Source organism: Gammaproteobacteria bacterium (assembly GCA_015709635.1).
GTDB lineage: Bacteria > Pseudomonadota > Gammaproteobacteria > Burkholderiales > Nitrosomonadaceae > Nitrosomonas.
Map to the genome: position 1 here is coordinate 707,366 of CP054180.1, position 25,257 is coordinate 732,622.

Genomic DNA, 25,257 nt, shown 5'->3' on the forward strand with positions numbered 1-25,257 from the left:
CCAGAAAAATTGTTATGAACACAAGATTGATTCCGAATCGTGATTTTCCGGTGAATCTGGTAACACACCTGCAAAAATTGGCTTTGACAAGACCCGATGATACCGCACTGATAACCGTATCCGAAGTGAATGGCGGCTGGCAGGAGCAGCGCTTCGATTACCGGCAGCTTGATCAGCGTGCCAAGGCTTTCGCAGCAGAATTGCAGAGCCATGTGATGCCAGGCGGGCGAGTGCTGTTGCTGATGGAAAACGATGAGCATTATGTAACCGGTTTCCTTGCATGCCTATATGCCGGAGCAATCGCAGTGCCGGTATTTCCACCGGAAGCGGTAAAAGAACAGCATATGGCAAGATTGCTGGCGATCGCTGCGGACGCCCGGGCACAGTGCATCGTAACCACCCGTGACGGCGTATCCTTGCTGCATGATGCCGGCACAATGCAACTAAGCGGTATTCCGGTATTGACCGTCGATACTGTCGATGGCAACCGTTCGCTGGATTGGCAGGTATTTGAACCGCAAGCCGAAGATATCGCTTTTTTACAGTATACCTCGGGCTCAACGGCCATTCCGAAAGGGGTCATGGTCAGTCACCATAACTTGATGGTCAATGCACGGGCGTTTGAAGAGGGCATGTCGATCGCTGCCGACGATATTTTTGTCAGCTGGCTGCCGCTGTATCACGATATGGGATTGATCGGCGGGTTGTTGCAGCCGCTTCACCGCGGGGTGCCGGTAATCCTGATGACACCCAAGTTTTTTATCGAGCGCCCGGTACGCTGGCTGGAAATCATTTCACGCTATCGTGCCACGGTCAGCGGTGCACCGAATTTCGCCTTTCAGCTGTGCGCCGATCGAATCAGAGATTCGCAACTGCAGACATTGGATTTGTCCTGCTGGCGGGTTGCCTTCTGCGGCGCCGAACCGGTACGGCAAAACACCATGCGTGCCTTTGTCGAGCGTTTCGAACCGGCCGGTTTTCCTGCGGGAACGATATATCCTTGCTACGGCTTGGCGGAAGCCACGCTGTTCGTGACCGGCGGGGTGCGCGGTGAAGGCATGAAAACGCAGCAGTTCTCGCCTGAATTGCTGGCGCAAGGCAGAGCGGAGCGATCCGAACAAGGCATTCCGGTTGTTGCCTGCGGTTTCCCGGCATCCAGCCATGCCGTCAGAATCGTCGATCCGGAGACACATATTGCATTGCCAGACGATCAGGTTGGCGAGATCTGGAGCAGCGGTGACAGTCTGGCGCAAGGTTACTGGCAGCGTCCGCAAGAAACCGCGGAAGCATTTGTGCAGCATGACGGGTCGCGCTGGCTGCGCACCGGTGATCTGGGCTTCATACACGCGCGGCAGCTTTATCTCATGGGAAGACTCAAGGATTTGATCATCATCCGCGGACAAAATATTTATCCGCAGGATATCGAACTGATGATCGAAGATGAAGTCGACACAGTGCGCAAAGGCCGGGTTGCAGTGTTTTCCGTGGAGAGCGGAGAAGGTGAAGGCATTGGTGTCGCCGCCGAAATATCGCGCAATATGCAAAAACTGGTCAGCGCGGAAACTTTGGTGCAAGTGCTTGCAGAAGCTGTCAGCGCCAGTTGTCATGAATCTCTGTCGGTCGCCGTATTGCTGAACCCCGGCGCATTGCCCAAAACTTCGAGTGGAAAGTTGCAACGTGCCGCGTGCCGGCAAGGCTGGATCGCTCGCTCGCTGGATGCCTATGCGATCTATGAGTACGGCCGTTTCGTGCGCGGCGGTGGCAATCGAATGGAGCAATCGTTTCAGGATGATACCGAGCGTGAGGTCGCAATCATTTGGGAAGCGGTACTGGGTCGTACCGGATTGAGCCGCGACGATCATTTCTTTGCAGCCGGCGGCAATTCGCTCAAAGCGATTCAAGCGGTTGCCCGGATTTGCAATCACTGGAAAATCCTTTTTACTGCGCGCCATTTGTTTCAAAACCCGCGATTGCATGAATGCGCGGCGATCATCCGCCAACTGATCGCGAATCGGGGAGTGCAAGGCGGGAGAATCAACGATGAATACAGAATCACCAAATGCGAACGCACCGGTACGTTACCCTTATCTTATGGCCAGCAGCGGTTATGGTTTTTATGGCAACTCGACCCGGGCAGTACCGCTTTTCATGTTCAGCATGCGGTCCGCCTGATGGGTGAGCTGAATTTGCATGCGCTGCGCGTCAGTTTGAATGATTTGATCGAACGGCATGAAGCGCTGCGCACGAATTACGGCATCGGTGGCACCGGTATCGTGGAACAGGTGATTTTGCCATCGCTGCAGTTGCCAATACCGGAGATTGACCTGACAACGATACCGCAATCGGAGCACGACCGGCGTATTCAAATGGAAGTTACGCGCTTGCTGTCGCAGCCATTCGACTTGACCCGCGACCCCTTGTTGCGGGTTGCGGTGATCCGGTTAACCAGTCACGAGCAAATTCTGGTAATCGTGATGCACCACATCATTTCCGACGCTGCTGCGCTGCAAATCCTGCTGGATGAACTGGCAACCGGTTATCAGGCGCACGTGCAACAACGGCCGGTCAATCTGCCGGCGTTACCGGTGCAGTATGCGGACTTCGCGCAATGGCAGATGCGCTGGCTGGATGCAGGCGAAAAAGACCGGCAACTGGCTTACTGGAAGAATTACCTGGGCACGGAACACGACGTGCTGCGCCTGCCGGTCGATCATGCCAGAAAACCGGTGACGCATTATCGCGCTGCACGCTACCGTTTCGATTTTCCGGATGATGCCGTGCAATCGTTGCGGCAGTTGTCGGCAGCGAGGGAAATCACCTTATTCATGGTGCTGCTCGCCGCTTTGCAGGTACTGTTGTACCGTCACACGGGTCAGCCGGATATCCGGATTGGTGTGCCGGTTGCCAATCGTAACCGGATCGAGACGGCATCGCTGATCGGGTTTTTCGTCAATACCCAGGTCATGCGCGGGCGCTTGTATGGGCGCATGACGCTCGATGAATTGCTGCTGCAGGTGCGGGAGGATGCGATCAACGCTCAGGACTATCAGGACTTGCCATTCGAGCAATTGGTGGAAGCACTTCAGCCGCAACGGGATTTGCGGCACAGCCCTCTGTTTCAAGTCACGTTGAATCATGTGCAGTTGGATTACCGGCTGTTGCAGCAGCGCATGGGACTGCAGGCCAGCGGGTATGCCTTACCGGAATCCGACGGTCAGCTGGAGTTTCGCCTGGAGACGGTTGAATCACCCGATGGACAGCTCAGCGGTCACTGCATTTATGCGGCCGATTTGTTCGATCGGGCGACGGTGGAGCGGATGGCAAGCCAGTATCTGCGCATTGTGCAAGCACTCGCCGCGTCTCCTGAAATAGCTATCGGCGAGATCGCATTGCTGGATGAAGCCGAAATTCGCTTGCTGCACGCCCGGGGAAAACCGGATGCGAATTTCACGCACGGTTCAGCGGTACAGCAGCGTTTCGAGATGCAAGCCGAAGAGTATCCCGATGCGGTTGCAATCGTTACCCAGTCGTTACAACTCAGTTATGCCGAACTGAATAACCACGCCAACCGGTTGGCTCATCGCTTGATCGATCTGGGCGTGCAACCGGAAGTGCGCGTGGGTATTGCCGTGGCGCGCGATTCAGCCGCCTTGCCGGTTGGATTGCTGGCCATACTGAAGGCTGGCGGCTGCTATGTGCCGCTCGATCCCGAGTATCCGCAGGAGCGGCTGGATTACATGATCAAGGACAGCGGTATTCGTTTGCTGCTGACTCAATCGCAATTTTTCGGAAAACTGCCGGCAGGGGATGGTCTGACCGTGGTCGAGCTCGATCATGCGATCACCGCAGCAGGCAATACAAACAATCCGCTGGTTGCACTGCATCCGGACAATCTGGCGTACGTCATTTATACCTCGGGATCGACCGGCCGGCCGAAGGGGGTGTCGGTGGCGCATGGCGCGCTGGCCATGCATTTGGCTGCCATCGAACCGGTTTATGACGTGCGCGCCAATGACCGGGAATTGATGTTTTTCTCCATCAACTTCGACGCGGCTGTGGAACAGTGGATGACACCGTTGATGGCGGGCGCTGCTCTGGTATTGTCTTCTCCGGAACAATTGGCAGGCGAGGGATTTGCCGAACTCATCGCGACGCAGCAAATCAATCGTTTGCATCTGCCACCGGCCTATTTACGCATGCTCCTGCCGTTGCTGGAAGGTACTGACCATCCGGTACGGGTTTGCATCGTCGGCGGCGAAGCCTGGCATACCGCCGACGTTGCCGCAACGCGCGCGCGATTCCGGCAAGCGCGGCTGGTTAATGCCTACGGTCCGACCGAGACAGTCATCACACCGACCGCCTGGGCCGGTGATGCCGGGCAGGATTTGTCACCGCAATTGAATGGCGAATTCATGCCGATCGGCCAGCCGGTGGGCAAGCGCTGCGCCTATGTGCTGGATACGGAATTGAATCTCGCGCCCTCCGGTGCCATCGGGGAGCTTTATATCGGCGGCACAGGCTTGGCGCGCGGCTATCTCGACCGGCCGGGTCTGACCGCCGAACGTTTCGTCGCCGATCCGTTCGATCCGCAGGGAGGACGCCTGTACCGCACCGGCGATCTGGTGCGCTGGCGTGGCGACGGTCAATTGGAATACTGGGGGCGTGCCGATCAGCAAATCAAGCTGCGCGGTTTTCGCGTCGAACTGGGTGAAATCGAAGCGCAATTGCTGGCGCTGGATCATGTGCGCGAGGCTGCCGTGATTGCGCAGAACGGCCCGCACGGTTTGCGGCTGATCGCTTATGTCGGCATGCCGGATGCCGGGCACAGGAATGCGCCGGTGTTGAAAGCAGCGTTGGCGGCGGTACTGCCGGACTATATGGTGCCGGGATTGATTATCTTCCTCGATACCCTGCCGCTCACGCCAAATGGCAAGATCGACCGGCAGGCACTGCCCGTAGCGGATCACTCGGATGCGCCCGATTACGATCCGCCGGTAAACGATCTGGAAGCGAAGATTGCCGGAATCTGGGCGGCGGTACTGCATATTCCGCAAGTGGGTCTGCACCATAACTTTTTTGATTTGGGCGGTCATTCGCTGTTGCTGATCAAGGTCAAGCAAAGTCTGGAAGCCGAACTGCACGTGTCGGTGGCCATTGTCGATTTGTTCAAATACACCACGGTAGCCAGTCTGGCTAGATTTCTCGGACAAGATGAAATACATCCGGTTTCATCCTTGCCACGTCATTTACAACGGGCACAGCGGCAACGCAGTGCTTTCCTGCCAAGAAAACAGAAATTGGAGAAAATAAATTAATGGATACTTCCGAACAATTAACCGATGCTGCATCCATTGATATTGCAGTGATCGGTATGGCGTGCCGGTTCCCGGGGGCGGACGATGCCGGATCATTCTGGCGCAATTTGCGCGATGGAGTCGAGTCGATCAGATTCTTTACGGACGAAGAATTGCTTGCGCGTGGCGTATCAGCGGAAGCACTGGCCGATCCGCATTACATCAAAGCCAGTGCGGAGATAACCGGGGTGGACGGCTTCGATGCCGCTTTTTTCGGCTATACCCCGCGTGAGGCGGCGGAGACCGATCCGCAGCACCGGCTTTTTCTCGAAGTAGCCTGGCAGGCGCTGGAAGATGCGGGTTACGACGCGAGCCGCTATGCCCAGCAGATCGGCGTATATGCCGGCTGCGGCGTCAACACTTATATGATGCTTAATCTGCTGGCCAGCGACCGCATGACGGACAAGCGGGATATTTCCGCGCTGCAGGGTCTGATGAATGGCAACAACAAGGATTCCATGACCACCACGGTTGCCTACAAACTCAATTTACGCGGACCGGGAATCACGGTACAGACCGCTTGTTCGACCTCGCTGGCGTCGGTACATGTGGCCTGCCGCGGTCTGTTGAATTACGAAACGGATATGGCGCTCGCCGGTGGTTCCTGGGTTAATTTGTTGCACGACAAAGGGTATTACTATCAACCCGGAGCGATTTTGTCGCCGGACGGACATTGCCGGGCATTCGACGCCAAAGCGGCCGGTACCGTGATCGGCAGCGGCGCCGGTATCGTGGTGTTGAAGCGGCTGGCCGATGCATTGGCGGATGGCGATACCATTCATGCCGTGATCAAAGGCTCGGCTGTCAATAACGACGGCTCGGCCAAGGCTGGTTATACCGCGCCCAGTGTCGAAGGGCAGACGGAAGTGATTCTGGCGGCGCAGGCGATTGCAGGTATCTCCGCGGATACCGTCAGCTACGTCGAAACGCACGGCACCGGCACGACGATCGGTGATCCGATCGAAATTGCCGCGTTGACGCAGGCTTTCCGGGAAACCACCGGGCAGCGCGGTTTTTGCGCGATCGGATCGGTCAAAACCAATGTCGGACACCTGGATGCCGCAGCCGGTGTAGCGGGTCTGATCAAAACCGTGTTGTCGCTGAAAAACGAAATGCTGCCGCCCAGCTTGCACTTTGAACAACCCAATCCGCAGATCGATTTCAGCAGCAGTCCGTTTTACGTCAACACGCGCTGTAAAGACTGGCCGGGCGGCGCGCTGCCGCGCCGGGCGGGAGTCAGTTCGTTCGGTATCGGCGGCACCAATGTGCACGTGATCGTGGAGCAAGCGCCAACGCAAAAACCATCCGCTTCATCGCGCGATTGGCAATTGCTGACCATCTCGGCGCGCAGTCCCGCTGCACTGGAACAAGCCGTGGCGAATCTGCAGCAGCATGTGGCCGCACATCCGCAACTGGCGCTGGCTGATGTCGCTTACACCCTGCAGCTCGGCAGGAAACATTTTGCCCATCGCGCCGTTGCACTGTGCCGGGATCATGATGATGCGGTGTCGCTGCTGCACAGCCGGGACAGTGCGCGTTTTCTGTCGCAAGGATCGGTTGACGGACATCATCCGGTCACTTTTATGTTTCCCGGTCAAGGCGCGCAGCATGCCGGTATGGTGCAAGATTTGTATCAGCGCGAACCGGTTTTCAAAGTCGAGCTGGATCGTTGTTTGCGCTTATTGCAACCGTATCTGGATTACGATTTGCACGCGCTGCTGTTGCCGCAAAACGATGAGGAACGGTCGACTGCTGCCACGCGGCTTGAACAGACCGAAGTGACGCAACCGGCGCTGTTCGTGATCGAGTATGCGCTGGCGCGGCTATGGATGGCATGGGGCGTTCAACCGGCAGCGATGATCGGTCATAGCATCGGCGAATATGTGGCCGCTTGTCTGGCGGGGGTGTTCACGCTGGAGGATGCATTGGGGCTGGTGGCGATGCGCGGTTCTCTGTTACAACAAATGGAGTCCGGTGCCATGCTGGCGGTTTCGCTGTCCGAATCCGAACTCGCGCCTTATCTGATCGAAGGTTGCGATCTGGCGGCAGTCAATGGACCGGAATTGTGCGTGTTGTCCGGAACTGTTGCGGCGATCGATACGATCGAACAGAACCTGAACGAGCGAGGTATATTTTGCCGGCGGTTGCATGTTTCGCATGCTTTTCATTCCGCCATGACGGATGCGTTGTTGCCGGTATTTGTTGAGCGTGTTGCCAAACTCAAGTTGAATCCGCCCGCCATCCGTTTCTTTTCCAATGTCAGCGGTGACTGGATTACACCGCAACAAGCCACCGATGCGCAGTACTGGGGACGGCATTTGCGCGCCACGGTGCGTTTCAACGATAGCTTGCAGCAATTGTTGAATCAGTCCGACATGATATTGCTGGAAGCGGGACCGGGAGAAACGCTGACCCGGCTGGCGCAGCGCCATCCTTCCTTGCAACCGCAGCAATTGATCGTGTCATCGTTGCCGCACCCGAGTCAGATTCAATCCACGCCACTGCATCTTTATCGGACGCTGGGGAAACTCTGGCTGCACGGTGTCGATATCGACTGGGCGGGTTTTTATGCGCAGGAACGCCGCTGCCGCGTTTCCTTGCCGACGTATCCGTTCGAGCGGCGATCGTATTGGATCGAAGCGGATCAACAGGTCTCGCAACCGGTTGCCGCGAGCAACCGGCAATCCCGGTCCGGACCGAAGCACACCGGCTCGATTCAGGATTGGTTGTACGTTCCGTCATGGCAACGTACGGCCGCCGGTACGGAGAAAGTACCGGCACTGAAACAGGATGATCACTATTTGATTTTCGGTAATGAAGATGCCATCTCGATCGCGCTCGTGACCGCGCTGATTCATCAGGGCGCTCATCCCGTCGTGGTTACCGTTGGCGAAGCATTCCGGCAAACCGCCGACACCGACTATACGATCAATCCGGACAGACCGGATGATTTTGTGCAATTGCTGAACAGGTTCGATGACAAGAACATCCGGGATTGGCAAATTTTTCATTTGTGGAGTGTGAGTGGCGACGAATGCGCTCAATCGCTGAAAGAAGGCATCAGCAGAAATTTCTATAGCGTATTGAATTTGGTGAAAGCGCTGGAAACCGCGCAAGCCGCTGTACCGTCAGGCAAGAAAATCACCATCAATCTGATTACCAGCGGGTTGACGGATGTGACCGGCAGCGAAACGCTGCATCCGCTGAAATCACTGCTGATCGGTCCTGGCAAAGTGATTCCGCAGGAATATGCAAATCTCGGTTGCCGGATTATCGATATCGAGTCGCAACATACGGCGGGTGATATGCCGATGCGGTTGAGCCGGCAGCTGATTGCCGAGTCGCACATGGATAGCGGCGATGCCTTGGTGGCGTACCGCGGTCCGTACCGTTGGACTCAAAATTATCTACCGGCCGGTCCGCTTGCAGCGGTGAAAAGACGTTTCAAGCAGGAAGGCGTGTATTTCATTACCGGCGGTCTGGGCGGAATCGGATTGACGCTGGCGCGCCACCTGGCGCAAAACTATCACGCGCGACTTGTTTTGCTGGGGCGTACCGGTCTACCTGAAAGAGCAACCTGGCAGGATGGCCTGCAGGACGAAATGAATCCGTCGTTACGGCAAAAGATTACGGCAATTCAGCAATTGGAGGCAATGGGCGCCAAGGTTCTGCCGTTACAGGCCGATGTCGCCGATGCCGGACAGTTACAGGCAGCGGCGGTAACCGCACGCGCCTATTTCGGCAGGATCGATGGCGTTATCCATGCTGCCGGGGAAGTCAGTTCCGGTTTGATGACGGCCAAAACCGAGGCAACCATCGCGCGCGTATTGGCGCCCAAAGTACAGGGCATGCAGGCACTGCAAGCGGTTTTCCGGGATGAGGCGCTGGATTTCATGGTGCTGTGTTCGTCCTTGGCGACGATCGCCGGAGGATTGAGCAAGATCGATTACTGCGCAGCCAATGCCTACCTGGATGCGAGTGCGCAAGTCGCTTACCGGGAAGGCCGCTACCCGGTCATTGCCATCAACTGGGACAGTTGGCGCGAAGTCGGCATGGCCGCCGATATGGATATGCCGGAAGGCATCGGGATTGCACCCGGGGAAGGCGCGGAATTGTTCGAACTGATCGTGAATGGCCCGGACATTCCGCAGATCATCGTATCGACCAGCGATTTGTCCGAACGGCTGCGTCAATCGCCGCACGATCTACTGACGCAACCGTTGGCTCTGGTACCCGCCGATAAAATGAAGAGCAACCGGTTTCCCAGACCCGCGCTGCAAACCCCTTTCAATCCGCCGGCCAATGATCTGGAAAGCAAAATCGCGGAAATCTGGCAAAGTTTACTCGGTATCGATACCGTGGGCATCGATGACAATTTGTTCGAACTGGGTGGCGATTCGTTGCTGGGGGTACAACTGCTGGCCAGGGTGCGAGCCGGTTTTGCTATTGATTTGCACCCCGCCGACTTTTTCAGGTCACCCACTATTGCCGGTTTGGCCGCACTGGTGGAAACCAGACTGCTTGATGAGATCGAGTGTTCCTGATGATGAATAAGCAACATGAACTGGAACAGCGGCGCGCGCGTCTGACGCCGGAGCAGCGCCAACGCCTGGCACAAAGAATTCAAAGCGGTGATCAAACGGCGCAACAACAGGCGCAGATTGTGCGCCGCCCGGATACGGATTCGATTCCCTTATCCTACGCGCAACAACGGCACTGGTTTTTATGGCAGTTGGATCCGCAGAGCACGGCGTATCACCTGAGCGCGGCGTTGCGCTTGAGCGGCGAACTGGACGTTGCGGCGTTGCAGGCGGGTTTCCGTATACTGGTGCAGCGGCACGAGTCGCTGCGCACGGTATGCCGTGCCAACGCGCAGGGACAGGCGGAGCAAGTGATCGAAGCAGTCGGTGATTTTGCGTTGCAAACGATCGATCTGAGCGAATTGCCACCGGATTCGCGGCAGCAACGCGCGGCGCAGGAAGCGAAGCAGATCGTTACGACACCGTTCGATCTGACGCAAGGGCCGTTGCTGCGCGTGGCGGTGATCCGCATCGATGCGCACGAACACCACTTGATCGTGGCGATGCATCACATCATTTCCGACGCCTGGTCCAACCGCATCATCATCGACGAACTGGCGGTATGCTACCGGGCGTGCTTGGCAGGGCAACCGCCGCAGTTGCCGGAACTAGCGGTGCAGTATGCCGATTATGCGGTCTGGCAGCGCAACTGGCTCGAAGCCGGGGAAAAAGAGCGCCAGCTGGCGTATTGGCGTGCGCAACTGGGTGACACGCACAAGATTTTGCAATTGCCGGTGGATCATGCACGGCTGCCGGTCGGCAACTATCGCGCCGCGCATGCCAGCTTTCAATTGCCGGCGCCGCTGGCGTCCGGTTTGCGGCGCCTGGCGCAGGAACGCGGTGTCACGCTGTTCATGGTGCTGCTGTGCGGTTTTCAAATGCTGTTGTACCGCTACAGCGGACAAAACGATATCCGCGTCGGCGTGCCGGTCGCCAACCGGCACCGCACGGAAGCCGAACGCATCGTCGGCCTGTTCGTCAACACGCAGGTATTGTGCAACCGCATCGATAGCCGCATGACATTGGCGGCGATCCTCGATCAAGTGCGCGATGCCGCACTCGGTGCGCAAGCGCATCAGGATTTGCCGTTCGAACAACTGGTCGAAGCACTGCAACCGGAACGCAGCCTGCACCAGAATCCGCTGTTCCAGGTGATGTTCAACCACCTACGCGAGGATTACCGCGCACTGTATCAATTACCCGGACTGACGGTGAGCGAATTCGAACCGGGTGAACGCAGCGCGCAATTCGAACTGGTGCTGGACACGGTGGAGAATCCGGACGGACAAATCGCAGCACGTTTCACTTATGCCGCGGAATTGTTCGAGGCGGACACGATACAACGCCTGAGCGAACATTACCTGTATCTGCTGCAGCAACTGGCGGACGATGCGCAGCAATGCCTGGGCGATGTGAATGTATTGAGCGCAGCGGAATGGCATCAACTGCTGAACTGGGGCGTCAACGAACGGCGCTACACCGGTGTCGAACCGGTACACCGCCTGATCGAGCAGCGCACCAAGGAACAGCCGGATGCGGTGGCGTTGATCTTTCAAGACAGCGAACTGAGTTATGCGCAACTGAACCGGCGTGCCAATCGACTGGCGCACCGTCTGATCGCCCTGGGCATCAAGCCGGAAAGCCGGGTCGGCATTGCGCTGGAACGCTCGATCGACATGGTGGTGGCGCTGCTGGCGGTATTGAAGGCAGGCGGCGCCTATGTGCCGCTGGATCCGGATTATCCGCCGGAGCGGTTGCAGCACATGATTGCCGACAGCGCCATCGAACTGTTGCTGACGCAAAGTCATGCCAGGGTAAGGATACCCTGTGCGGAACACTGTCCGGTGCTGGAATTGGATACGGCAACCTTTGCCGCTTGTCCGGAGAACAACCCGGACGTGGCACTGCACCCTGAACACCTGGCTTATATCATCTACACCTCCGGTTCCACCGGTAAACCGAAGGGCGCGATGAATCGTCACGGTGCACTGCATAATCGCTTGGTATGGATGCAGGAGGCTTTTCCCATTGATGGCCGTGATGCGGTTTTGCAAAAGACGCCGTTCAGTTTCGATGTGTCGGTGTGGGAGTTTTTCTGGCCATTGATGCATGGAGCACGGTTGGTCATTGCCAATCCCGGCGATCACCGGGACGCCGGGCGGTTGATCGGACTGATCCGGCGGCACAATGTGACGCTGCTGCATTTTGTGCCGTCGATGCTGCGCGCTTTCATGGCTGATGCTCAAGCTGCAACCTGTGCCTGTCTTAAATTCATCATTTGCAGCGGTGAAGCGTTGCAACCGGAAATGCAGCAGGCGGTGTTCGACCGGCTGCCGGCGGTTAAGCTGCACAATCTTTACGGACCGACGGAAGCCGCGATCGACGTGACGCACTGGGCTTGCCGCCCGGAATCATCGAGCAATATTCCGATCGGTCGACCGATCAGTTCCACGCAAACCTACATACTGGACAGCGACCTCAATCCGGTGCCATCAGGCGTTGCCGGAGAGCTGTATCTGGGCGGGATCGGATTGGCGCGCGGTTATCTGAATCGTCCCGGTCTGACCGCCGAGCGCTTCGTCGCCGATCCGTTCGGTCAGCACGGCGAGCGATTGTATCGCACCGGCGATCTGGCGCGCTGGCGGCGCGACGGACAAATCGAATACCTCGGACGTCTGGATCATCAGGTCAAGATTCGCGGTTTTCGTATCGAGCTCGGTGAAATCGAAGCGCAGCTACTGCAACAGCCGGAAATTCGCGAAGTGGTGGTGAACGTGCATACCGCCGGTCAAGATGCCCGGCTGGTAGCGTATGTCGCATTGCAGAACGGTGCGACGGCATTGGATACGGCAGCGCTGAATGAATCGCTGCGCAAGGCCCTGCCGGATTATATGCTGCCATCGCTGATCATGGTTCTGGATCATGTGCCACTGAATGCCAACGGCAAGATCGACCGCAACCGCTTGCCGGCGCCGGAGTTTACTTCTGTTGACAGCGCTGCGCCGCCGCAAGATGAAACCGAGCGACTGCTGGCCGGAATTTGGCAGGAAGTGCTGGGCATCGGCCAGGTCGGCAGGAATGATCATTTTTTCAAACTGGGCGGGCATTCGCTGATGGTCTTGCAGGTGCAGCAAAGATTGCAATCCACGCATCCCGTTTCGCTTTCCCTGCGGTTGCTGTTTGAGCATCCGGTGCTGAAAGACATGGCTTTTGCGGTGCGCGCCGAACTGAGCAAAAGCACCGGTGAGCCGGGTGGGTTGGGTCAAATGGCGGAATTATTGGATATGTTGGAGAATTGATTGGAACTGGATAAATACGCGATCGCCGAGCGGTTTGCAGCGCTTGTTGCCGACAAGCAAAAAGTATTTCTCGAGGCGCTGAATGAACGGGGCATCGATTTTTCACAGTTACCGATCATCCGGCAGCCGGATACAAAACGGTCAACCTTATCCTACGCACAGCAGCGGCACTGGTTTTTATGGCAGTTGGATCCGCAGAGCACGGCGTATCACCTGAGCGCGGCGTTGCGCTTGAGCGGCGAACTGGACGTTGCGGCGTTGCAGGCGGGTTTCCGTATACTGGTGCAGCGGCACGAGTCGCTGCGCACGGTATGCCGTGCCAACGCGCAGGGACAGGCGGAGCAAGTGATCGAAGCAGTCGGTGATTTTGCGTTGCAAACGATCGATCTGAGCGAATTGCCACCGGATTCGCGGCAGCAACGCGCGGCGCAGGAAGCGAAGCAGATCGTTACGACACCGTTCGATCTGACGCAAGGGCCGTTGCTGCGCGTGGCGGTGATCCGCATCGATGCGCACGAACACCACTTGATCGTGGCGATGCATCACATCATTTCCGACGCCTGGTCCAACCGCATCATCATCGACGAACTGGCGGTATGCTACCGGGCGTGCTTGGCAGGGCAACCGCCGCAGTTGCCGGAACTAGCGGTGCAGTATGCCGATTATGCGGTCTGGCAGCGCAACTGGCTCGAAGCCGGGGAAAAAGAGCGCCAGCTGGCGTATTGGCGTGCGCAACTGGGTGACACGCACAAGATTTTGCAATTGCCGGTGGATCATGCACGGCTGCCGGTCGGCAACTATCGCGCCGCGCATGCCAGCTTTCAATTGCCGGCGCCGCTGGCGTCCGGTTTGCGGCGCCTGGCGCAGGAACGCGGTGTCACGCTGTTCATGGTGCTGCTGTGCGGTTTTCAAATGCTGTTGTACCGCTACAGCGGACAAAACGATATCCGCGTCGGCGTGCCGGTCGCCAACCGGCACCGCACGGAAGCCGAACGCATCGTCGGCCTGTTCGTCAACACGCAGGTATTGTGCAACCGCATCGATAGCCGCATGACATTGGCGGCGATCCTCGATCAAGTGCGCGATGCCGCACTCGGTGCGCAAGCGCATCAGGATTTGCCGTTCGAACAACTGGTCGAAGCACTGCAACCGGAACGCAGCCTGCACCAGAATCCGCTGTTCCAGGTGATGTTCAACCACCTACGCGAGGATTACCGCGCACTGTATCAATTACCCGGACTGACGGTGAGCGAATTCGAACCGGGTGAACGCAGCGCGCAATTCGAACTGGTGCTGGACACGGTGGAGAATCCGGACGGACAAATCGCAGCACGTTTCACTTATGCCGCGGAATTGTTCGAGGCGGACACGATACAACGCCTGAGCGAACATTACCTGTATCTGCTGCAGCAACTGGCGGACGATGCGCAGCAATGCCTGGGCGATGTGAATGTATTGAGCGCAGCGGAATGGCATCAACTGCTGAACTGGGGCGTCAACGAACGGCGCTACACCGGTGTCGAACCGGTACACCGCCTGATCGAGCAGCGCACCAAGGAACAGCCGGATGCGGTGGCGTTGATCTTTCAAGACAGCGAACTGAGTTATGCGCAACTGAACCGGCGTGCCAATCGACTGGCGCACCGTCTGATCGCCCTGGGCATCAAGCCGGAAAGCCGGGTCGGCATTGCGCTGGAACGCTCGATCGACATGGTGGTGGCGCTGCTGGCGGTATTGAAGGCAGGCGGCGCCTATGTGCCGCTGGATCCGGATTATCCGCCGGAGCGGTTGCAGCACATGATTGCCGACAGCGCCATCGAACTGTTGCTGACGCAAAGTCATGCCAGGGTAAGGATACCTTGCCCGGAACACTGCCCGGTGCTGGAACTGGATACCGAAACCTTTGCCGCTTGTCCGGACGATAACCCGGATGTGGCACTGCATCCGGAACATCTGGCTTATATCATCTATACTTCCGGGTCCACCGGTAAGCCTAAGGGTGTGGCGGTGGCGCACGGACCGCTGGCGATGCACGTGCAGTCGATCGGTGAACTGTACGGCATGACGCCGGCAGACCGGGAGTTGCAATTCGCGTCGATCAATTTTGACGGTGCGCACGAACGCTGGCTGGTGCCTCTGGTTTTTGGTGCGGCTTTGATGCCGCGAGATAATGAATTGTGGGCCGCCGACCGGACCGCCGGCGAGATCGTCAAACACGGTATCACCATTGCCTGTTTTACCCCGGGTTACTTGCAGCAGCTGGCCGAGTTTACCGGCAGCGCCGGACGCAACTTGCCGATCCGTTCGTATACGGCGGGGGGTGAGGCTATGAGCCGCAGCGCTTTCGAGTTTGTGCAGCAAACCTTGCAACCGCCGCGCATCATCAACGGTTACGGTCCGACCGAAACCGTCATCACGCCACTCATTTTCAAAGCTTATCCGGATACCCGGTTCGATTCGAGTTATTTGCCGATCGGTTCGCCGGTGGGCGATCGTACCGCCTATATCGTCGATGCCGAGATGAATCCGGTTCCGGTCGGTGTGCCGGGCGAATTGTATCTAGGTGGCACCGGATTGGCGCGTGGTTATCTGAACCGGCCCGGTCTGACCGCCGAGCGCTTTGTCGCCGATCCGTTCGGTCAGCAGGGCGAGCGGTTGTATCGCACCGGTGATCTGGCGCGCTGGCGGTTGGATGGTCAAATAGAATACTTGGGGCGATTGGATCATCAAGTCAAGATTCGCGGCTTTCGCATCGAACTTGGTGAAATCGAAGCACAACTGTTGCGGCAACCGGCGGTGCGGGAAGCCGTTGCGGCAATCAAGGAGGGTCCGCATGGCGCCAGGTTGATCGCTTATGCCGTGCTGCATGAAAACCAGGTAGAAGACAGCGGATCATTGCGCGACGCATTGGCGCGCGTATTGCCGGATTATATGCTGCCGTCCGCGATCATGATTCTGCAAAGCTTGCCGCTGAATGCCAACGGCAAGGTCGATCGCGATCGCCTGCCGCAACCGGAATTTGCGCACGACAAGGAATACGCGGCGCCGCAAGCCGGAATTGAAACCATTTTGGCCGATATCTGGGCGCAGGTGCTGGATCTTCCCCGTGTCGGCCGTCATGACAATTTTTTTGAAGTAGGCGGAGACTCGATCCTGAGTTTGCAGATTGTCACCAAAACCCGCCGTGCCGGATGGAAAATCACGCCGCGGCAACTGTTCGAATGTCAGACCGTGTCAGCCCTGGCACAGAAAGCTGTGTCTGTGGAGATGAGCGATCCGGGCGCTTTGCACTTCAACCGGATCGATGATTTGACGCCGATTCCGCTGTTGCCGGTGCAACAGGATTTTTTCGCACAATCGATACCGGTGCGCTCTCACTGGAATCAGGCGGTGCTGCTGAAATGCCGGGAAAGATTGCGAGCCGATCGGTTACGGCAGGCCATAGCTGCTTTGGTGCGGCATCATCGTGCGCTACACTTCCGTTTCGATGAAGATGTCCACGGCTTGTGGCAACAGACGGCCAGCACTGCGCCTCAACAGGATTACCTGTGGGTCCGGCAAGCGGCGGATGAAGCGCAGTTTCTGGCCATCTGCAACGCCGCCCAGCGCAGCCTGAACGTGCAGCAAGGATTACTGCTGCGCGCGGTGCTGATCGATTGGATCGATGATACGCAGCGTTTATTGCTGGTGATTCACCACGCCGTGATCGATGGCGTGTCCTGGCGCATCGTGGTGGAAGATCTCGAAATCGCTTACCGTCAGGCTGCACAACAGCAGGATATCGATCTGCCCGGGGTGACCACCGATTATGCCGTGTGGTCGCGGCGCTTGATGCAGTATCCGCTGCAACATGACAGCGAGTTTGATTATTGGCAAAGCCTGAAAGGCATACCGGTTGCACCGCCGTGTGATTTTCCGCAGGGCGCCAACGATGCAGCGAATCGCACCAGCATCACGGTAACGCTGGATCAACCGCAAACCCGCGCATTACTGAAGGATGCGCCGTCCGCTTACCGTACCCAGGTCAACGACTTGCTGCTGACCGCGTTGGCTGGGGCGTTATGCCACGGCTGCGGACAGCAGAACATGGTCATTGACTTGGAAGGCCACGGACGTGAGGATCTTTTTCCGGATATCGATTTGTCGCGCTCGGTCGGCTGGCATACGACGGTATTTCCGGTGATGCTGGATGCTGGCGGTGACTTGCCGCAGCGCATCAGGCAAATCAAGGAACAGCTGCGGCACATACCGAATAAAGGGATGGGATACGGTCTGTTCAAGCATCATGGTTCGGTGCAGCAACGGCAGGTCATCGCTGCGCTGCCGCAAGCGCAGGTGGTATTCAATTATCTCGGACAACTGGATGCCAGTTTCACGGCGGATTCGCTGTGGCAACTCGCCGATGAACCGGTCGGCGATCTGATCGATCCGGGCATGCCGCAGACCCATGAACTGGCCATCAACTGTCATGTTGCCCGTGGCGAGCTGTGCATCGATATCAACTTCAGTTCGGCGCGCTATACGCATGCCGCGATGACCGCATTGGGTCAGCGTCTGCTGACGGAACTCGGTGCGATCATCGCGCATTGCACCAGCGGAGTCAGTGCTGTCACACCTTCCGATTTTCCGCTGACGCGTATTTCCCAGGACGAACTGGATGGCTTGCCGGTTGCAGCCGGGCGGATTGAGGATTTGTATCCGCTGTCGCCGATGCAAACCGGTATTTTGTTTCACAGCGTTTTTCAAACCGATAGCCGTGCCTATGTGAATCAGTTGCGCGCGGATATCGCGCAGCTCTCGGTCGCGCGATTCAGAATTGCCTGGCAAACCGTGATAGACCGGCATTCGATTTTGCGCACCGGTTTTCTGCCGGAAGGGCGAGTACCGCTGCAGTGGGTGGCAAAAACTGCGGCCTTGCCGTTTGCCGAATACGACTGGCGCCGCAAGAGTTTTACCTCGCAGCATGACAGGGAACAGGCGCTGGATGCGTTGGCGCAATCGGAGCATGCCGAAGGTTTCGATTTGCCGCAACCGCCGCTGATCCGGATTGCGGTAGTGCGCATCGACGAGCATCGCTACCATGTAATCATCACATTACACCACCTGATATTGGACGGCTGGAGCACTTCGCAGCTATTGAGCGAAGTGCTGCGCCAGTATGGCGGCGAGCGCTCTGCAACGCCGCAGGTGCGCTACCGCGACTTCATCGCCTGGTTGCAGCGGTGCGATGCCGCAATGTCGCAAAGCTACTGGCAGCAATGGCTGCAGACCGTGGATGATCCGGCCCGATTGGCCGAGTCGGTCGCGGCACCGGTGTCCGGCGACGGTTACCGGATTGCGATACGCGCGCTCGAACCGGCGGTTTTTGACGCTTGCAAGCGCTTCTGCAAACAGCAGCGCGTTACCGTCAGCACCCTGGTTCAGGCGGCGTGGGCACTGCTGCTCGGCCATTATACCGGGCAGCAGAACGTGATTTTCGGCGTCACTGTCGCGGGACGCCCGGCGGATCTGCCGGGTGCGGAGCAAATACTCGGATTGTTCATCAATACATTGCCGGTACGCATTGCGCTTAAACCGGAAGTTGCCGTCGGCGCTTGGTTGCGGGAGATTCAGGCGCAAAACCTGGCGACGCGCGAGCACGAACAAACGCCGCTGTATGATATTCAACGCTGGGCGGGGCAAACCCGGCAAGGATTGTTCGACAGCATTCTGGTATTCGAGAATTATCCGGTTGATGCGGCGCTCAAGCAGCATGCGCCTGGCGGACTTGCTTTTTCGAATGTCGCAAGCCACGAAACCACCAACTATCCGTTGACGATTTCGGTGGTTGAACAGGATGGGTTGAGCCTGCATTACGGCTATCAGGGTGAGTCATTTGCGGCCGAAACCATTGCCGCCATCGCAACGCAGGTTGAGCGGCTGCTGGAAGAAATAAGCCGTTCCGGGGCAAGCTGTCTGGGCGATATCTCGATCGTGGACGCCGCCGCACGGAAGCAACTGTTCGATTGGGGAATCAATCCGCAGCGCTACCGGCAAAATGAGCCGGTGCACCGCTTGATCGAGCGGCGTGCTGCGGAACAGCCGGACGCTGTAGCGCTGATTTGTGGCGATACGGTGCTCGGTTACGCTGAGCTGAACCGGCGCGCGAACCGGCTGGCGCACCGTTTGATCGCGCTCGGCATGCAAGCGGAAAGCCGGGTGGGAATCGCGCTGGAGCGCTCCATCGATATGGTGATCGGCGTGCTGGCAACATTGAAGGCCGGTGGCGCTTACGTGCCGCTGGATCCGGATTATCCGCGCGACCGCTTGCAACACATGGTGGCCGACAGCGCGATTGAGTTGCTGTTGACACATCGGTCATTGCGCGAGCAGATTCCTTGTCCGGTATCCGGTAATGTGCTGGAATTGGATGCGTTTGATTCAACCGGCTGGCCGGATCACAATCCGTCAGTCCGGCTGCACGGCGGACACCTTGCTTATATCATCTATACTTCCGGATCCACCGGAAAACCTAAAGGCGTCGCTATCGCCCACGATGCGCTGGCCGAGCATGCTTACGTTTCGATCGATTTCTTCGGTTTGCGCAGCACAGACCGGATGCTGCAATTTTCCACCATCAATTTTGACGGCTTTATCGAGCAGTTTTTTCCACCGCTGTGCGCAGGTGCAGCAATGGTGTTGCGCGGAACTGCCTTGTGGGACAGTGAAACATTCTATCGCGAGTTGATCGCCCAGCGGATTACCGTCGCCGATCTGACCACCGCTTATTGGTTTTTGCTGGTGCAGGATTTCGCCAAGGCAGGTCGGCGCGATTACGGCGTGTTGCGGCAAGTGCATGCCGGCGGCGAAGCGATGCCGCCGGAAGGATTGAAAGCCTGGCGCGCTGCGGGCATGCAAGGCATTAAACTGCTCAATACCTATGGTCCGACGGAAGCCGTGGTAACGGCTACGGTTGCTGATTGCACCGTGAATGATGCGAGTGGCGATCCGGCACCGCTGCAAGTCAGTATCGGCAAGCCGTTGCCGGCACGGTGTATCTATTTGCTGGATGCGAATTTGGCGCCGGTACTGCCGGGGGTGCCGGGAGAACTGTGCATCGGCGGCGAGTTGTTGGCGCGCGGTTATTTGAACAAAGCGGGATTGACGGCGGAGCGTTTTATCGCCGATCCCTTCGCCAATAACGGCGGGCGGCTGTACCGCACCGGCGATCTGGCGCGCTGGCGCGCCGATGGGCACATCGAGTACCTTGGGCGGCTTGATCATCAGGTCAAAATTCGCGGTTTCCGTATCGAACTGGGTGAAATCGAAACGCAATTGTTGCTGCATCCCGAGATCCGGGAGGCGGTAGTGACTGTCAAACAAGGCCCCGCGGGCGCGCGGCTGGCCGCGTATATTTCGTTGCAGCCGGATTGCGCGCTGACGATTGCGGCGTTGCGGGATGCGCTGGCGGATGTACTGCCGGATTACATGATTCCGGCGGCGATCGTGATCATGCCAAGCTTACCGTTGAACGCCAACGGCAAAATCGACCGCAAGCGGCTGCCGGAGCCTGAATTTGCCGATGCGGCCAATTACGAAGCGCCGCAAGGCGATACCGAGCAGGCGCTGGCGGCGATTTGGGCCGATGTGCTGGGGCTGAGCCGGATTGGCAGGCGGGATAATTTTTTCGAGCTGGGCGGGGATTCGATTCTCAGCTTGCAAATCGTTACCGCGGCACGGCGGGCGGGCTGGCATATTACGCCACGCCAATTGTTCGAACGGCAAACGGTGGCCGAACTGGCGCAGGTAGCCGGTATCGCGCCGGAGACCACCAGTGAAGCACCGCCATCCACAGCATCCGGATTGGCGGATTATTTGGACGCTGCGATCATCGCTGCGTTGCCGTTCGGCGAACAGGATATCGAGGATATTTTTCCGTTGTCACCGACGCAGGAAGGTATGCTGTTCCATACCCTGGAAGCGCCGGGCACCGGGTTATATGTGAATCAGATCAGCGTCGCGGTGGAGGGATTGGACGCCGACCGCCTGGCGGCCGCCTGGCGGCAAATGGTGATCCGCCATCCGGTACTGCGCACCGGCTTCCTGTGGCGATCGGAGCTGCCCCGTCCGTTGCAAGTGGTATTCAAACAAGCCGACATACCGGTGATTCAGCTCGATTGGCGCGGCCAGGAGGGCGTGGAACAGCGCATCGTCGCATACGCGGATGAAGCGTTACGGCACGAATTCAACTTCGTCGAACCGCCGATCAGCTTGAGCTTGATCCGCACCGGCGAGAATCGCCATCAGTTGATCTGGACCAAACACCACATATTGCTCGACGGCTGGGGCGATTCGCTGCTGATCGGCGACTGGCTGCAGTGCTATAACGGCGAAATGCTGCCGCAGCCGGGACCTGATTACCGGGTTTATGTGGATTGGCTGGCGCGGCAGGATAAACAAGCCACCCAGCAATTCTGGCAAAGCGAGCTGCGTGAAACCGACGGGCCGACGTTATTGGCGCAATCGGTCGGCAACCGTGCGCAAGCCGGAAACCGCTCCGGTTATGCCCAGCTGTATACGCGGCTCGGTGTCGAAGAAACCCGTCAGATGCAAGCATTCGCGCAACAATTGCACATTACGCTGAATACGTTGGTGCAAGCGGCGTGGGCGCTGTTGCTGCAACGCTATACGGGTAAACAAACCGTGGTGTTCGGCGCAACCGTGGCGGGACGTCCGCCCGCTTTACCCGATGCGGACCGGATACTCGGATTATTTATCAATACCATTGCGGTTCCGGTGGCGCGGTGCAGCGAGCAAACCGTGGCATCGTATTTGACCGGGTTGCAGCGAACCAATGCGCGTTTGCGCGATTACGAATATGCATCGCTTGCGGATGTGCAGCGCTGGGCCGGGCTTTCCGGCCAGCCTTTGTTTGACAGTATCGTGGTGTTTGAAAATTTCCCCATTAACGCCGCGTTACGCAGCGACGAGCATTACGGATTGCGTTTCGGTGAAATCGCCGGCAAGGGATTGACCGGTTATGCGATGGATTTACAAGTGGTAATCGGCGCGACGCTGGAAATCGAATATGCCTATAGCTGCGGCGATTTTAGCGCTGCGTTTGTAACCGATTTGCGCGCTCAAATGGAAAGCCTGATGCGGGAAATGATGGCGCATCCGCAGCGTGCCGTGGGTGAGCTGGGCTGGCTGGACAAGCAAGAACTGGAACGGCTTTGGCTGCTGCGCAGTGACTGGGATGCGGGTAAGCATGATGCATACCAGCCGGTGCACCATCTGATCGAACACAATGCGGCGGTTCAACCCGATGCGATTGCATTGTTGATGGGTGAGCAGGAGATGTCGTATGCCGAATTGAATTCGCGGGCCAATGGTCTGGTGCACAAACTGATGCAGCTCGGTGCTGCGCCAGAAATCCGTATCGGCGTCGCCATGGAGCGGTCGCTCAACGTCATCGTGACATTCCTGGCCATTTTAAAAACGGGTGCCGCTTATGTGCCGCTGGATATCGATTATCCGACTGAACGGTTGCAGTTCATGATCAAGGACAGCGGGCTATCGCTATTGATCACGCAACAGGCGGTACTGGCCCGGCATGCGTTTGACAGTGACGTGCCGCAACTTGTGCTGGACGGCATTGGCCGGGAGCTCGAACAAGCGGCAAATCCGGCAATCGCCGTGCATCAACAGCAATTGGCGTATGTCATCTACACTTCCGGATCGACCGGCCTTCCCAAAGGTGTCGGCGTTACTCACGGTCCGTTGTCGATGCATTGCCAGGCAACTGCGCAGATTTATGAGATGCATTCTAATTCTTGCGAGTTGCTGTTCATGTCGTTTTCCTTCGACGGTGCGCATGAGCGCTGGTTGACTGCGTTGACGGTCGGCGCCGGACTGGCGGTGCGTGATCAGGAATTATGGACGGCGGAGCAAACCTACGATGCCTTGCATCACTACGGAATCACCAATGCCGCCTTTCCGCCTGCGTATCTGGGCCAGATCGCCGAATGGGCATCGTCTCGGACCGATCCGCCGCCGGTGGAATTGTATGTTTTCGGCGGCGAAGCGATGCCAAAGACTTCCTATGATCTGATCCGGCAAACGTTACAACCGGACAGACTGATCAACGGTTATGGACCGACCGAAACCGTGGTGACGCCGCTGATCTGGAAAACCGATGCCGCTCGAAGTTTTGATTGCGCTTATGCACCGATCGGCCGCCCGGTCGGGGAGCGCACGGTCTATGTTCTGGATACCGATTTGCAGCCGGTGCCGTTTGGCATTGTGGGCGAGTTGTACATTGGCGGGTATGGCTTGGCCAGAGGTTATCTGGGACGCGCAGGGCTGACCGCGGAACGGTTTGTTGCCGATCCGTTCGATCCTGCGGGAGGGCGTTTGTATCGTACCGGCGATTTGGTGCGCTGGTTGGATGATGGCAACATCGAGTACGTCGGCCGTGTCGACGATCAGGTGAAGATACGCGGATTCAGGATCGAACTGGGCGAAATCGAAGCGCGCATCCGTGCGGCGGATGGTGTGGCCGATGTGGCTGTGGTTGTGCATGCGGGTGCAAGCGGTGCGCAACTGGCGGCTTACATCCTGCCAATGAACGAATCGATGGAACAGGCAGTGCTGACCCGATTGAAACAAGTACTGGCGCAACAGCTACCGGAATACATGGTACCGTCACATTGGATTGCCGTGAGCGAATTGCCCCGGCTGCTGAGCGGCAAGCTGGATCGCAAGCGGCTGCCAGAGCCGGAAGCGGCCGGCGATAGTTATCGCGCGCCATCGACTCCGCAAGCACGGGCGCTGGCAGAGATATGGCAGGAAGTGCTGGGTGTGGAGCGAGTTGGCGAAACGGACAATTTCTTCGCGTTGGGGGGCGATTCGTTATCCAGCCTCAAGGTCATTGCCCGTATCCGGAATCTGAAGCATCTGAATCTCAGTTTCAAGTTGCGCGACCTGATACAGAAGCCGACCATCGCGAACCTGCTGGGATTGGATAGTCAGGTTGCGAGCGGTTTGCTGATGCTGAATCAGCCGGTTGCTGATAGCGGGCGGCAACCTTTGTTCTGTATTCATGCCGGATTGGGAACGGTGTTCGACTATCAGCCGCTGGCACGGCATTTGCAAGGAGCGCGCACGGTGTATGGTCTGCCTTGCCGCATGCTCGCCGATCCGGCGCATCTGGATGTTTCGCTGCGACAAATGGCGCAAGATTATTGCACCATGATCCGCACCGTTCAGCCGGAAGGACCGGTACATCTTGCCGGTTGGTCGTTGGGGGGGACTTTGGCGGCACTGATGGCGGAATTATTCGAGGCTGATGGCCAATCCGTGGCTTTTCTGGGATTGATCGATCCGTATGTCCCTAATGTGGAATCGCCGCAAGCGGATGACTGGCGGCAGGATCTCGCGGATTTTGTGGCCGTTGTCGCTCCCGGTGCAACTCTCGATGGTGTATTGCCGGCTGTGTCACCCCATGCACCGGAGGCGCAGGAAACTGTGCAAGCGATAACCGCAATACTCGAGACTCTTTTTGCAAGCCCGGCAGGTGCATGTAAAGCTCCCGGCTATGCCGCCATGGGAGCGGATGAGCTGGCGCAAGTTTTTGTAGTGGCGCGGCGTTTGAAAATGCTGTCGATGCAGACAGGAAAGCTAGGGGCGCTGAGTGCAAATCCCGTGTGCTGGTGGGCATCGGATCGCGAATCCAGCCATCGGGCGGCACTCGGGCAGCAGATCGTCCCCGCTGAGGTTCATTCGATTGAGATTGAGGCTGGTCATTTCGAGATCGTCCGCACCGACTTATTGTTGCAGGGAATTGGTGATATTTTGATGAGCAGTGATCTCACAAAACCGAGCAGTCTGTTAAGTGCTAGTCTTATTCAATCCAGTCCGTGAAGTTCACGGCAAGTCAGGAGCGACAGTACGAAAAGGACAAGAGGGAATCATGCATCGGGATTCAGGGTCAAGCCGACAATCGCTGCGATCAAAAAACCGCTGCCCGGCGGCTTTACCCAATCC

At 57.7% G+C, this 25,257-nt stretch carries 4 protein-coding genes; all 4 read left to right on the plus strand.

Features of this window, described 5'->3' with window-relative positions; translation table 11 throughout:
* Positions 1-14: 14 nt before the first annotated feature.
* Genes HRU78_03265 through HRU78_03280 form a run of 4 tightly spaced genes read left to right on the plus strand, consistent with a single transcriptional unit; the run spans position 15 to position 25,134 of the window.
* Positions 15-5,315, plus strand: coding sequence for an amino acid adenylation domain-containing protein (locus HRU78_03265; GenBank protein QOJ22790.1), 5,301 nt, complete (start codon positions 15-17; stop codon positions 5,313-5,315).
* A complete protein-coding gene (locus HRU78_03270) occupies positions 5,315-9,898 on the plus strand; it encodes an SDR family NAD(P)-dependent oxidoreductase (protein ID QOJ22791.1) in 4,584 nt (1,527 codons plus the stop codon). The genes HRU78_03265 and HRU78_03270 overlap by 1 nt, the downstream gene beginning before the upstream one ends.
* Positions 9,898-13,233: an amino acid adenylation domain-containing protein gene (locus tag HRU78_03275; GenBank protein ID QOJ22792.1), complete on the plus strand. Its 3,336-nt coding sequence runs from the start codon at positions 9,898-9,900 to the stop codon at positions 13,231-13,233. The genes HRU78_03270 and HRU78_03275 overlap by 1 nt, the downstream gene beginning before the upstream one ends.
* Positions 13,234-25,134: an amino acid adenylation domain-containing protein gene (locus tag HRU78_03280; protein QOJ22793.1), complete on the plus strand. Its 11,901-nt coding sequence runs from the start codon at positions 13,234-13,236 to the stop codon at positions 25,132-25,134. It begins immediately after the preceding gene.
* The last annotated feature ends 123 nt before the right edge of the window (positions 25,135-25,257 follow it).